The sequence below is a fragment of the Streptoalloteichus hindustanus genome, from assembly GCF_900129375.1.
In the GTDB taxonomy this organism is placed as follows: domain Bacteria; phylum Actinomycetota; class Actinomycetes; order Mycobacteriales; family Pseudonocardiaceae; genus Streptoalloteichus; species Streptoalloteichus hindustanus.
The window spans coordinates 15,234-27,673 of record NZ_FQVN01000015.1 but is presented as its reverse complement, the minus strand read 5'-3'; the positions used below and the strand labels follow the sequence as shown (position 1 = coordinate 27,673).

Below are 12,440 nucleotides of genomic sequence, written 5' to 3'. Positions count from 1 at the left end.
GAGCAATGGCCACAGTGGACGGATCGCCGTACGGACCCCGAGTCGGCGTGTCGCCGCCGGGCGCCGGGCAGCCGGCGGAACTGCGGCTCCGGCCGCCCCGGCACGAGGTCGACCCCCGTGCGGTGCGGTACTGGACCGCGCTGGCGCTGGTCATCGTCGTGCCGCCGGTGCTGACGCTGGCGCTGCTGACCGCGCTGATTCCGCCCGCGCGGTTGTGGCTGGGGCTGTCGCTGGCCCTGGTCGCGCTGCCGGGCGTGGCCTACGTGCTCGTGATGCCGCGCTGGCGGTTCCGGGTGCACCGGTGGGAGGTGACCGACCAGGCCGTCTACACCGCCTCCGGCTGGTTCTGGCAGAAGTGGCGGATCGCGCCCATGTCCCGCATCCAGACCGTCGACACCGTGCGCGGCCCGTTGCTCCGGATGTTCGGGCTCTCGGCGGTGACCGTCACCACGGCCTCCGCGGCCGGACCGATCCGGATCGGCGGCCTCGACCACAGGATCGCCGAGGATCTCGCGCAGTGGCTGACGGCGGCGACGCAGCGCACGGAAGGGGACGCCACGTGACCGGCGACGAGGAGGAGTGGCGGCGGTTGGACCCGCGAATGGCCGCCGCGAACCTGCGGTGGCTGGCGGTGCCGCTGGTGCCCGCCGCGGTGGGCGCGCTGTGGAAGGGGGGACGGTTCGACCCCGAGTTCCTGATCACGTTGGCGATTTTGACGGCGGTGTTCGTGCTGGTCACGATCGCCGACGTGGTGCGCTGCCGGTCCACCCGCTACCGGCTCACCCCCGACCGCGTGGAACTGCGCTCCGGCGTGTTCGTCCGCCGGGTTCGCTCCGTGCCGCGGGAGCGCGTCCGCAGCGTCGACCTCACCGCGCACCCGTGGCACCGCGTGCTCGGGCTGTCGGTGGTGCGGATCGGCACGGGCGCGTCGACGGGCAGCGGTGAGGACAGCGAGCTGGTGCTGGACGCGGTGTCGCACGCCGAGGCCGCCCTGCTGCGGCGGGAACTGTGGGAACGCCGGCCCGGGGTGGCTGGCGGCCCGAGCGGCGGGGCAGGACCGGCCGGGTCGGCGGGCTGGCCGACCAGGTCGGGCGGGCCGGCAGGGGAGACCGCGCCCACCACCTGGCGCGGCGACGGCCTGCTCGCGGGCTGGGACCACCGGTGGCTGCGCTACGCCCCGCTGTCGATCTGGAGCCTGGCCTGGGTCGGCGTCCTGGTCGGCGCGGCGGAGCGGGCCTTCCGGATCTTCGGTGTCGAGCTGTGGCAGAGCGACTTCATCGCCGAGGCGTGGCGGACGTTCCGCTCGGTCCCGCTGTGGTTGGGGATCGCGGCCGTGCTCGCGGTCGTCGTGGTGATCGGCTCGCTCGGTTCCCTGGCCGTCACCGCGGAGACGTGGTGGGGCTACCGGCTGGAACGGGAACCGGACGGCACGCTGCGGGTCCGTCGGGGTCTGCTGACCACGCGGTCGGTGTCGTTGGAGGAGCGACGGCTGCGGGGCGTCGAGTTCGTCGAGCCGCTGTTCCTGCGCTGGGGGCGGGGCGCGCGGGTCAACGCCGTCGCGGTCGGTCTGGGCGCCAACAGCGACGACGAGCGGTCGAAGTCCGACGCACTGCTGCCGCCCGCGCCGAAGGCCGAGGCGCAGCGGGTGGTCGTCGAGGTGCTGCGCGAGGCGCACCCGCCCACCACCGTGCCACTGCGCCCGCACCCCCGCGCCGCGCTGGGGCGACGCCTCCGGTGGGTGGTGTGGTGGACCGTGCCGCCGGTCCTCGTGCTGGCCGTGCTCGGCCTGTGGCTGACGCCCGTGCTGCTGCACCTGGCGTGGATCACCGCGGTGATCGTGATCCCGGTGGGCGTCGCGGCGGCGGTCGACGCCGCCCGCTCCCTCGGCCACGCGATCCACGGCCGCTACCTGGTCATCCGGTCCGGCACCGCGCAGCGACGCACCGTCGCGCTGCGGCGCGACGGCGTGATCGGCTGGACCGTGTCCCGGTCGGTGTTCCAGCGCCGGGCCGGCCTCATCACCCTCGTCGCCACGACCGCGGCCGGCCCCGGCTCCTACGCCGTGCGGGACGTGGAACTCGGCACGGGCCTGGCCTACGCGGAACAGGCGGTGCCCGGTCTGCTCGCCCCGTTCGTGGAGACCCGTGGACGGGAGGTGGTCGGAGCCGGGCGGTGAGCCCGGCCGTCACCGGCCGCCGCGCGGCTCCCCGCCGATGTCCTCCTGCCACAGCTCCGGTCGGGTGCGGATGAACTCCGTCATCAGGAGCTGGCAGGTGGGGTCGTCGAGCACGGTCACCTCGACGCCGTGCTCGGCGAGCCAGTCGTGCTGGCCGGGGAACGTGCGCGCCTCACCCACCACCAGCCGGGGGATGCCGAACTGGCGGACCAGGCCCGCGCAGTACCAGCACGGGGACAACGTGGTCACCAGGGTGGTGCCGTGGTAGGCGGCGCGGCGGCCGGCGGCGCGAAACGCGTCCGTCTCGGCGTGCAGCGACGGGTCACCGTCCTGCACCCGCCGGTTGCGCCCCCGCCCCAGGAGCCGGCCGTCCGGACCGAACAGGGCAGCGCCGACCGGGACCCCGCCCTCCCGGTAACCGGTGCGGGCCTCCTCCACGGCGACGGCGAGCATCCGCCACGGGTCCAGTGATCCCTCGCTGGTGGTCACGGTTCGAACTATGGTCCACCGGTCAACCGCGGTGGATGCGCGAGATGAGTGATCTTGGCTTCGCCAGGGGATGACCACCGGGGGCGGTGGGCACGCTGGGTCGCCGACGCCCGGCCCACCGACACCAACGGGCGATCCCGGAGTGAGGCCGGGTGGCCCGCCCTGCCGCCCCCGCGTCCCGGTGTTATCCCGTCCCTATGCCCAGAACCCAGCACCTCGGGCGAGCGTTCTGGCTGGTCATGGTCGTCGCCGTGGCCGGTTGCGCCGGGCCGCCCGACCCCGCGCGGGACCCCGTCCTGCGCCGTCCCACCGGCGACTCGCCGGCCCCCGGCACCGTCGCCGCCGCGACCGCCAGCTCGTTCACCCTCGTCGCCACCGGGGACGTGCTGATCCACCAGGAGGGCGCGCTCGTCCGCCAGGCCGCCGCCGCGGGCGCGGCCAAGGGGGTCGGCTTCGACTTCGGCGACGTCTTCGCCGACGTCGCCCCGGTGATCAGCGGCGCCGACCTGGCCATCTGCCACCTGGAGACCCCGGTGGCCGGGCCGGAGGGGCCGTTCACCGGTTACCCGGCCTTCAACGTCCAACCCCAGATCGTCGACGCCCTGCGGGACGCCGGCTACGACACCTGCTCGACCGCGTCGAACCACTCGCTCGACGCCGGGTTCGAGGGGCTGGCCCGGACGCTGGACACCCTCGACGCCAAGGGCCTGCGCCACACCGGCACCTTCCGCAGCGCCGAGGAGAGCCAGACCCCGCTGCTGCTGGACGTCGGTGGCGTGCGCGTGGGGCACCTGGCCTGGACCTACGGCCTCAACGGCATCCCCAAACCGGACGGCAAGGACTGGTCGGTCAACCTGTTCGACCCGTCGGTGCCCGAGGTCGAGGGCATGCTCGCCGACGCCCGCCGCGTGCGCCAGGCCGGCGCCGACGTCGTGATCGCCACCGTGCACTGCTGCGAGGAGTACGTGCACGAGCCGCCGCCCAACCAGGTCGAGATCGCGCGTCGGCTGCTCGCCTCACCCGACGTCGACCTGGTGATCGGCCACCACGGCCACGTCGTGCAGCCCTTCGAGCGCGTGGACGGCAAGTGGGTCGCCTACGGGCTCGGCAACCACGTCGCCGAGCAGGGGAGAGGCGTCACCGAGGACTCGGTCGTCGCCCGCTTCACCTTCACCAAGGGCACGGACGGTCGCTACGCGGTGACCAGGGCCGAGGCCGTCCCCACCGTGATCCACCTGGGCGGCGAGGTCGTGCGCGTGGTCAACACCGCCGCGCACCGCGAGGCGCACGCGGCCTCCTACCAACGCGTCGTCGACGTGCTCACCAGCAGGGGAGCCGCCGATCAAGGCCTGGTCATCGCCGCGAACTGACCGGAGGCGGCCCGACGCTCCCGCCGGGCCGAACACCGTCCTCCGGTCGCACGCGGACCCGCGCACGGTCCCGCACCGCTCCTACTCGGGCCCCGCAGGCGCGAGCGCGGTTCTCAGGGCGCCAGCCGGCGCGCCAGCAGGGCGTCGAAGTCGGGGAACGCCTCGGCCAGCGGGTTCCCGGTGAAGTTACCGACCCAGCCGTCCTCGTCGTGGAAGAACCGGATCGCCACGAAGTCCGGCCGCACGCCCATGTCGAACCAGTGCGTGGTGTTGGCCGGGACGCTGAGCAGGTCACCGGCCTCGCACAGCACCGCGTACACCTTGTCACCGACGTGCAGGTAGAACACGCCCGCCCCACGGGCGAAGAACCGGTCCTCGGCGTCGTCGTGCGTGTGCTCGGACAGGAACCGCTGCCGCGCCGCGACCGCCTTCTCCGTCCAGGCCGGGTCGTCGGACGGCGTCATGTGCACCGCGTCGACCAGGATGTAGCCCTCGGCGTCGACCACCCGGTCGACGTGCTCCCGGTAGGCCGCCAGCACCTCCTCCGAGCTGGGCTCGGCGGGCAGGTCCGGCACGACCTCCCAGCGCTCGAAGCGCACCCCGAGCTGCTTGAGCTCCTCGCGGATCTCGTCGGCGTCCTCGGTGCGCACCAGCTCCGTGTCCGGGTCGGTGTCCGGCCACACGGTCAACGAGGTCATGAGGTTCCCCTTTCGGACAGCACAACGGCGTCGCCGTTGCCCGCGGCCAGGTGGGCGTGACCAGTCCTGGTGGCCACGACGAACCGCAGCAACCAGTCCAGGCACTCGGCGCGGTGCCGCGCCTGGTACAGGTCATCGCCCCACACGTACAGCCCATGGCGGGCCACGATCAACGCCGGGGTGTCCGCGCGGAACCCGGCCTCGAACGCGTCGCCCAGCACCCGCATGTCCTGGCCGTTGGCGATGACCGGGATCGTCACCTCGTCGTCGTGCGCGCCCCGGCCGAGCCCCTTGAGCATCTCCAGGTCGCGCAGCGCCACGCCGAGCGGCCAGTGCTCGGCGGCGATCACCGGGGCCAGCGCGTGCACGTGCACCACGGCGCCGGCGCCGGCCACCCGCGCGATCCTGGCGTGCAGCCCGGCCTCGGCCGAGGGCCTGCGGGCCGGCCCCGGCTGACCGGGCACCGCCGCGCCGTGCTCGTCGACGACCACCACGTCCCGCGGGGTCAGCTCGGCCTTGTCCATGCCGCTCGCGGTGACCGCCAGCCGCAACGGGTTCCTGCCGAGCACCACCGAGAGGTTCCCGGAGGTGCCCCGCATCCAGCCCAGCGCGGCGTAGTGGGCGGACTCGGCGGCCAGCGCCCGGCCGGCCTGGTCGAGCTGGGTGGGCCAGAGATGCTGCTCGCTCATGGCTGCGGAACCACCACCTGGAGGCGCGTGAGGGAGTCGGTCGTGGGGTGCGGGCCGAAGTCGGCGTCGGCGAACGGCTCGCCGGGGCGGGCCAGCCCCACCACGCGCCAGCCGACGGCCGCGGCGGCGTCGAGCTCGGCCGGCACGTCGGACAGGAACGCCAGGTCCTCCGCCGCCGCGCCCAACCGCTCGGCGATCCGTTCGTACGCGACGGTTTCCCGCTTCGGGCCGGCGTTGACGGTGTCGAAGTAGCCGGAGAACAGCGCGGTGAGGTCGCCGTCGGTGGTGTTGGCGAACAGGGCGACCTGGGCGGCGACCGACCCGGAGGAGAACACCGCCAGGCTCACGCCGGCCTCGTGCCACGACCGCAACGCGGGCGCGACGTCCGGGAACAACGCGATGGTCAGCTCGCCGTGGGCGTACCCGTGCTGCCAGACGAGGCCCTGCAACGTCTTCAGCGGCGCGGCCTTGCGGTCGGCGTCCATCCACTCGTGCAGCACCGCGACGACCTCGGCGGTGGTCGCCGTGTCGGGAAGGCCGGCCAGCTCCCGCACCTGCCGCACCGCGCCCGCCACCTCCGCGTCGTCGGGGTGGTCGTCGATCCACGCGCCCAACCGGGGACGGGCGTAGTCGTAGAGCACCCCGTGCACCTGCTTGGTCGCGGTGACGGTGCCCTCGATGTCGACGACGACCCACCGGGCGGTGAGCGGGATGGTCACGATGCTGACGTCCTTTCCTGTGCTGCTCGGGATCTCCGGCGAAAACGCGCGTGGGACACCGGGTTTTGGGAACACGGCGTGGCCGCGAACACACCGACGACACGCAGGGTAGTGGGTGCGCGAGGAGAGCGGGCCGCTCGATCGCGCCGCCGTCCCGCAACGCGGGATCGCGCTGCCCACCGAAGGGACCAAGGCCCCGCCCGGCAGGGCCCTTGGCCGCTGCCCGGCCCGCCCGCGCGCCCCTAGCGTCGGATCCCGGTCGACACGAAGGGAACGGCGATGCGCGCGCAGGACGTCATGACACGCGACGTGGTGTGGGTCCGCGGCGACCACCTGGTCGGGGACGCGGCGGCGCTGCTCACCGAGCACGGCGTCGCCGCGCTGCCGGTGCTCGACGAGGTGGAGCGCGTGCTCGGCGTGATCAGCCTGGGCGACGCGCGGCGCGCCGTCGGCGACCCGACGGCGCCGGTGTGGTCGGTGATGAGCAGTCCGGCCGTGGTGGCTCCGGCCGAGGCGGAGCTGTCCCAGGTCGTCCAACTGTTGCTGGACCACCAGATCCGCAGCGTGCCCGTCACCGCCTGCGGCACCGCGCAGGTGCTGGTGGGCGTGGTGAGCCGGGGCGACCTGCTGCGCCTGACGGTGCGGCCGGACGAGGTGCTGGTCGCGGCCATCCAACGCCGGCTCGACGACTACGCCGGCCGGGGCTGGTGGCGGGTGGAGGTCGAGGGCGGCGCGGTCACGGTCACCGGGGAGTTCGCCGACGAGGCGGAGCGGCGCGTGGTCACCGCCCTGGTCCACACCGTGCCCGGCGTCCGGCTCGCCGAGGTCGTGCACCGCGCGCCCGCGCGACGCGGCGTCGGCCCGCGCCCGATCTGGCCGGAGAACACGATCAAGGACTTTGGTCCCGTCGCGGGGGGACCAAAGAAGGCGTTCGACAGTGTCGCCGACGCCCTAACGTTGCGCCCCGCGTCATCTACGGAGGCGGACCAGACATGCGCGTGTTGGTGACGGAGGCGGACTTCGGCGACGGCGACGAGGTGGTGCGGCGGCTGCGCGCGCTCGGCTGCCGGGTGAGCACCTGCCACGGTGCCACCGGGTTCTGCCGGGCGTTGGGACCTGGCGGGCGGTGCCCGCTGGATCTGACCGGTGAGCCGGTCGACCTGGTGGTGGACGTCCGGGGCCGCGACGAGGAGCTGACGACCCGCGAGTACGGCGCGGTGTGCGCGGTCCGGGCGCGTCGGCCACTCGTCGTGGTCGGCGCCGCCCCGGACGTCCCGGTGCGGCCGCCGGCCGCGGTGCGGTCCTGGGCGGCGGTGGCGAGCCTGCCGCAGCTCCTCGCCGCCTGCGCGCGGGGCGGGTCCGGGCTGGCGTCGTGACCGCCGGCCACCGCCCGCCCAGGGCTGTGGTCGTTCGGGTGTCCGGTCGTCCGGGCGGTGTCGCGCCGGCGCCGGACCGGTGGAGAGGGAGGACGGGACGGTGACGGTCAGGACGTTCCTGGTCGACGACCACGAGATCGTGCGGCGGGGGATCGCCGACGTGCTGGAGCCCGAGCCCGACGTCGAGGTGGTCGGGGAAGCCGCCTCGGTGCGGGAGGCGCTGGCCCTGCTCCCCGCCGCGCGACCGGACGTGGCCGTGCTCGACGTGCGCCTGCCCGACGGCAACGGCGTCGAGCTGTGCCGGGAGCTGCGGTCCCGGCTCCCCGAGCTGCGCTGCGTGATGCTGACGTCGTTCGCCGACGACGAGGCGTTGTTCGACGCGATCATGGCCGGCGCGTCGGGTTTCGTGCTCAAGCAGGTGTTGGGCGGCGACCTGGTGGCGGCGATCCGCACCGTCGGGGCTGGACAGTCCCTTTTGGACGGTCGGACGACCTCGGCGTTGCTGTCCCGGCTCCGGCGGGCGCAGGAGCTGGCCGATCCGCTCCGGGAGCTGACCGACCAGGAGCGGACGGTCCTGGAGCTGATCGGTGAGGGGTTGACGAACCGGCAGATCGCGGAGCGGATGTTCCTGGCGGAGAAGACGGTCAAGAACTACGTCTCGCACCTGTTGGCGAAGCTGGGGATGCAGCGGCGAACCCAGGCCGCGGTGCTGGCCACCGAGTTGCGGTGGGGCCATGCCGCGGGACAGGGGCGCACCGCGGGGCAGGGGCGCGCCCACTCCTGATCAGCCCGTCCCGCCTCGGCGCTTTTTCTTTCCCCGGTGAGGAAAAGCGGCGGTCACCGCAGTGGTGTCACCGCAGCGGCGCCTGCCAGCGCAGTCGCGTCCCGCCACCCGGCTCCGGCCGCACGGTGAACCCGCCGCCGCACTCGTTCGCCCGCTGCTCCAGGTTCCGCAGACCGCTGCGCGCCACCGCGGGATCAATGCCAACCCCGTCGTCGACGACCTCCAACACCAGGTCGTCACCAGCGTCCACGATCACGTCCACTGTGGACGCACGCGCGTGGCGCACGGCGTTGCTGACCGCCTCCCGCAGCACCGCCACGGCGTGCTGCCCCAGTTCGGCGGGCACGAGGGTGTCCACCGGGCCGGAGACGCGCACGGCCGGCGTCAGGTCGCCGTCGCCGCTGGCCTCGGAGATCACGTCCAGCAGTCGCCGCCGCAGGCTGGTCTCCTCCTCGCTGGGCGGCGTGTGCAGGTCGAAGATCGACGTGCGGATCTCCCGCACGGTCTGGTCGAGCTGCTCCACGGCCTGCTGGATGCGCCGGCGCACCTCGGCGTCGGCGCTGCGCCGCAACGTCCCCTGCAACCCCAGCCCGGTGGCGAACAACCGCTGGATCACGTGGTCGTGCAGGTCGCGGGCGATGCGGTCGCGGTCGGCCAGCACGTCCAGCTCCCGCTGGGCGTGGTGCTTGGCCGCCAGCTCCAACGCGATCGCGGCCTGGTCGGCGAACGAGGCCAGCAGCGGCACCTCGTCCGGCAGGAACGGCTCGGCGCCCCGCCGGCGCAGCGCCAGGACCACACCGGCCGGCACGCCGCTCGTGGTCGCGCCAGCCCGGTCGGACACCAGCGGCACGGCCAGCGCCGGGCCCCACCCGGCCAGCGGGTGCCCCCGGTCGCCGTCGTCGGGGAGGAGGTCGGCGGCGAGCACGGGCGCCCCGCCGGTCAACACCTCCGCCACCAGCGGCAGATCCGTCGTCACCGGGCCGCCGAGGACGTCGGCGTCCAGGTCGCCGGCGTGCGCGGCCACCCGCCAACAGCCCTCCTGACCGGCGGGGCGCAGGACGATGAGCGCGCAGTCGGCCCTGGCCAGCTCCAGCGCCCGCCGGGCGATCAACCGCAGCGCGTCCTCGGTCGCCGCGCCGGACAGCAGCTCGGTGGTGATCTCGCTGCTGGCCTCCAACCAGCGCTGCCGCAGCCTGGTCTGCTCGAACAGCCGGGCGTTGTCCACCGCGATGCCGGCCGCCGCCGCGAGCGCCCGCACCACGACCTCGTCGTCGGCGGTGAACTCGCCTTCCCGTTTCTCGGTGAGGTAGAGGTTGCCGAACACCTCGTCGCGCACCCGGACCGGCACACCGAGGAAAGTGCGCATCGGCGGGTGGTTGGCCGGAAAACCGACCGACGCCGCGTGCGCGGTGAGGTCGGCCAGGCGCAGCGGGCGCGGGTCGCGGATGAGCTGGCCGAGCAGGCCCCTGCCCTCGGGCAGGTGGCCCATCCGCGCTCTCGTCTCCTCGTCGATGCCCACGTGGACGAACCGGGAGATCCCGCCGCCGGCGCCCAACACGCCCAGCGCCCCGTACCGCGCGTCCACCAGCTCCGTGGCCGCGGTCACGATGCGCTGCAACGTGGTCTCCAGCTCCAGCCCGGCGGCCACCGCGAGCACCGCGTCCAGCAGGCCCTGCAACCGGTCCCGCGTGCGGACGATCTCCGCCAGCCGGTCCTGCACCTCGCCCAGCAACTCGTCCAGCCGCAGCCCGGACAACGTCGCGTGCACCGGCGCGTCGCCGCTCGGCTCGACCGGGATCTCCCTGGCCATCAGCGTCTCCGCGGCGTGCGGGTGGTCGGGACGGGGGCGGCCGCTCGCGGGACAGGCATGATCGAGACGATATACGCGCGACATGCCCGCGACGACGCTCGGGCGCACTCACCCCGCCGCCCCACCGACCAGCTCACCTGTCTGTCCTGCATGGACAGTCCTAAGTAGACCAATACCAGGTCAGTACGACGGCATGCTTGGTGGAGCCGAGCGCACCGCTGGCCACCCCGCCACATCCCCTGACCCTGACCCTGACCCCGAGCCCGAGCCCGAGCCCGAGCCCGAGCCCGAGCCCGACCAGCCAGGCACGCGCCTCCCGCTCGGCGTGCGCGAGCTGGTCGTTCCACACTGGCCCCGCTGCCAGGAGGCGGTGGAGGGAGTCGCTGTCCGGCGGGCTGTGTCATGTATGCAAGATCGCCAGCGGGCGGATGTGCCGAGCGGTGCGGCCGAATGCGAGTGCCCTGGCCGTGTTGCTCGTCGCCGAGCCGTCGATGCCCATCACCACGGGGTCGTCCGGTGGTGCCGGCGGGTCGTTCCCGGCGACATCGTCGGCGAATCACACGACCTCCGCCCTGGAAAGCGTCGCCACGCCGGCGCGACCTGCTCCCGAACCTCCTGCTCGGCCTGCGCGAGCTGGTTGTCCCGTGCCGGCCCCGGTGCGATGAGGTGGTGGAGGGAGTCGATGTCCAGTGGGCTGTGCAAGGTGTGCAAGCTGTGCAGCGGGCAGGTGTGCCGGGTGGTGGTGTCGAACGCGATCGTCGTGGCTGTGTCGCTCGTCGCCAAGCTGTCGATCTCCAACACCGGCGGGTCGTCCGGTGGCGCCGGCGAGTTGTTCCCGATGACGTTGAAGGTGAACTGCGCGAACACCTCTCTGGGGAAGCGTGGCCGCCAGGGGGCGATGCGCTCCTGCGTCTCCTGCTCGGCCTGCGCGAGCTGGTTGTCCCGCGCCGCCCGGTGCCATGAGGTGGCTGAGGACGTCGTTCTCCAGCGGGCAGGTGTGTCGGGTGGCCGCGTTGCTCGTCGCCGACGTGTCGATGCCCAACACCACCGGGCCGCCCGGCGGCGCTGGAGTGCCGTTCCGACTACGTCGTCGGCAAACCACACGACCACCACTGGACAGGCCGCCGCCTCGCGCGCCGACACTTCGGTGCACACGACCAGACCCGGGTCCTCCGTTTGGCAGGCGTCCGCACTGTTGACCAACAGGCGGTTGCCGGCGTGGCAAGGACTTCGTGGGCACTGGTGGTGATCGGTCCGCCGGGGGAGGGGACCAGCGACCGCGGTGCGGCGTGGACGTCGTCCAGCGTGGCGCTCTTCCACGCCCGGAATTCGCCGACCAGATCCGTGGCGTGGGTCAGGCCGAGGCGGCGCAGGTCGTGAGCGGCGAGGCTGGAGGTGTAGCCCTCGTCGCAGCGCACCACTTCCCTGGTGTCGGTGGTGACCCCGGGCAGCCGGTGCTCGCCCCGGGTTCGGAGCTCGGTCAGCTCGTGTGGGGTGATCGGGTCGAGGTCTGCCCGCGCCTCGCGCACCAAGTGCGGTGCCGCTGCGGTCAGTGTGTCGCGGGCGCTGGGGGTGATCGGCCCGCCGGGAAAGCGGGCCAGTGGCCATTGCGTGGCGTGAACGACGTGCGGTGCGGCGCCCTACGCCGCCGTCTCGTCCCGCGCGGCACACGACGCTGCCGTCCTGGCGTGCGCGGTCTCGTCCACTCTCACCGCGACCGGCCATCTGTCGCCCACTCCGGTGGTCGTCCCAGCCGGCCACCCCAGCCCCCGCCGACCACCCGTTTGGGCAGGGCGGGAGGGCAGCGTGGGACCTTCGCCGGCTCAGACCCGGCTCCGGCCGGGGACGCGTCGGCCCTGCACCAGTTCCACGCTGATCTGCACGTAGCGGTCGCGCTGGCCGGGCGCCCACGGGCGCAGGTCGAGTGCGGCCAGCGCGGCCAGCTCGTCGGGGTCGGTGACCACGCGCGCCCGCCCCACCACGGTCACGTTCCAGCCGCTGCGCGTGGCCGCGTCGAACTCGTCGACCTCGAAGGCGACCACGGCGTTGCGGGTCGCGGCGGCCAGCTTGCTGCCCTCCCGGGTGCGGAACACCACCGCGCCCTCGTGCACCACGAAGGTCACCGGCTGCACCGCCGGCAGGGCGTCGTGGGTGAAGGCGATCCGCCCGACCGGGACCGAGCCGAGCAGCCGCAGGCACTCGGTTTCGTCGAGCACCTGCAGGCCCGTCCTGTCGTAACGCACGTCCGGCTCCTTCCGCGAGGAGTCCGCGCGGGGCGCGGACGAGGTCGCGGACGCCATCGTTCGCCGCGAAACCCCACGGTCAGGCC

General features: G+C 73.8%; 13 protein-coding genes. 6 read left to right on the top strand and 7 right to left on the bottom strand.

What is annotated here, in order from left to right; translation table 11 throughout:
* Nucleotides 1–5: 5 nt before the first annotated feature.
* Complete coding sequence (locus BUE43_RS29255; protein WP_083960287.1) at nt 6–563, top strand: PH domain-containing protein; 558 nt, start codon at nt 6–8, stop codon at nt 561–563.
* The gene (locus BUE43_RS29250; RefSeq protein WP_073489557.1) at nt 560–2,176 is read left to right on the top strand and encodes a PH domain-containing protein; all 1,617 of its coding nucleotides are present in this window, start codon (nt 560–562) and stop codon (nt 2,174–2,176) included. Before BUE43_RS29255 ends, BUE43_RS29250 begins: the two co-directional genes overlap by 4 nt.
* Before the next feature lie 9 nt (nt 2,177–2,185).
* Here BUE43_RS29250 and BUE43_RS29245 read toward each other — a convergent pair whose 3' ends face one another.
* Nucleotides 2,186–2,629 (bottom strand): nucleoside deaminase, encoded by a 444-nt coding sequence (locus tag BUE43_RS29245; protein WP_083960298.1) that lies wholly within the window; start codon nt 2,627–2,629, stop codon nt 2,186–2,188.
* A gap of 233 nt (nt 2,630–2,862) precedes the next feature.
* Here BUE43_RS29245 and BUE43_RS29240 point away from each other — a divergent pair, with 233 nt between their 5' ends.
* Entirely contained in the window at nt 2,863–4,035 is a 1,173-nt protein-coding gene (locus BUE43_RS29240; RefSeq protein WP_073489555.1) for a CapA family protein, read from the top strand.
* Between the two features lie 113 nt (nt 4,036–4,148).
* On the opposite strand, the gene BUE43_RS29235 is transcribed toward BUE43_RS29240, so the two are convergent.
* Genes BUE43_RS29235 through mtnC form a run of 3 tightly spaced genes read right to left on the bottom strand, consistent with a single transcriptional unit; the run spans nt 4,149 to nt 6,141 of the window.
* A complete protein-coding gene (locus BUE43_RS29235) occupies nt 4,149–4,733 on the bottom strand; it encodes a 1,2-dihydroxy-3-keto-5-methylthiopentene dioxygenase (RefSeq protein ID WP_073489553.1) in 585 nt (194 codons plus the stop codon).
* A complete protein-coding gene (gene mtnB, locus BUE43_RS29230; protein WP_083960286.1) occupies nt 4,730–5,422 on the bottom strand; it encodes a methylthioribulose 1-phosphate dehydratase in 693 nt (230 codons plus the stop codon). The genes BUE43_RS29235 and mtnB overlap by 4 nt, the downstream gene beginning before the upstream one ends.
* Nucleotides 5,419–6,141 (bottom strand): acireductone synthase, encoded by a 723-nt coding sequence (gene mtnC, locus BUE43_RS29225; protein ID WP_073489551.1) that lies wholly within the window; start codon nt 6,139–6,141, stop codon nt 5,419–5,421. The genes mtnB and mtnC overlap by 4 nt, the downstream gene beginning before the upstream one ends.
* Before the next feature lie 279 nt (nt 6,142–6,420).
* Here mtnC and BUE43_RS29220 point away from each other — a divergent pair, with 279 nt between their 5' ends.
* The 3 genes from BUE43_RS29220 to BUE43_RS29210 all read left to right on the top strand — a co-directional run bounded on the left by BUE43_RS29220 (nt 6,421) and on the right by BUE43_RS29210 (nt 8,301).
* Entirely contained in the window at nt 6,421–7,149 is a 729-nt protein-coding gene (locus BUE43_RS29220; RefSeq protein ID WP_073489549.1) for a CBS domain-containing protein, read from the top strand.
* Nucleotides 7,134–7,517, top strand: a complete 384-nt coding sequence (locus BUE43_RS29215; protein ID WP_073489547.1) for a hypothetical protein — start codon at nt 7,134–7,136, stop codon at nt 7,515–7,517. The genes BUE43_RS29220 and BUE43_RS29215 overlap by 16 nt, the downstream gene beginning before the upstream one ends.
* Nucleotides 7,518–7,617: 100 nt before the next feature.
* Nucleotides 7,618–8,301 (top strand): response regulator, encoded by a 684-nt coding sequence (locus BUE43_RS29210; protein WP_073489545.1) that lies wholly within the window; start codon nt 7,618–7,620, stop codon nt 8,299–8,301.
* Between the two features lie 67 nt (nt 8,302–8,368).
* Here the strand turns inward: BUE43_RS29210 and BUE43_RS29205 are convergent, their stop codons facing one another.
* The 3 genes from BUE43_RS29205 to BUE43_RS29195 all read right to left on the bottom strand — a co-directional run bounded on the left by BUE43_RS29205 (nt 8,369) and on the right by BUE43_RS29195 (nt 12,354).
* Complete coding sequence (locus BUE43_RS29205) at nt 8,369–10,111, bottom strand: sensor histidine kinase (protein ID WP_073489543.1); 1,743 nt, start codon at nt 10,109–10,111, stop codon at nt 8,369–8,371.
* 498 nt (nt 10,112–10,609) lie between these two features.
* The gene (locus tag BUE43_RS33855) at nt 10,610–10,978 is read right to left on the bottom strand and encodes an adenine nucleotide alpha hydrolase family protein (RefSeq protein WP_073489541.1); all 369 of its coding nucleotides are present in this window, start codon (nt 10,976–10,978) and stop codon (nt 10,610–10,612) included.
* Nucleotides 10,979–11,934: 956 nt separating this feature from the next.
* Nucleotides 11,935–12,354 (bottom strand): pyridoxamine 5'-phosphate oxidase family protein, encoded by a 420-nt coding sequence (locus BUE43_RS29195; RefSeq protein ID WP_073489639.1) that lies wholly within the window; start codon nt 12,352–12,354, stop codon nt 11,935–11,937.
* Between the last annotated feature and the right edge of the window lie 86 nt (nt 12,355–12,440).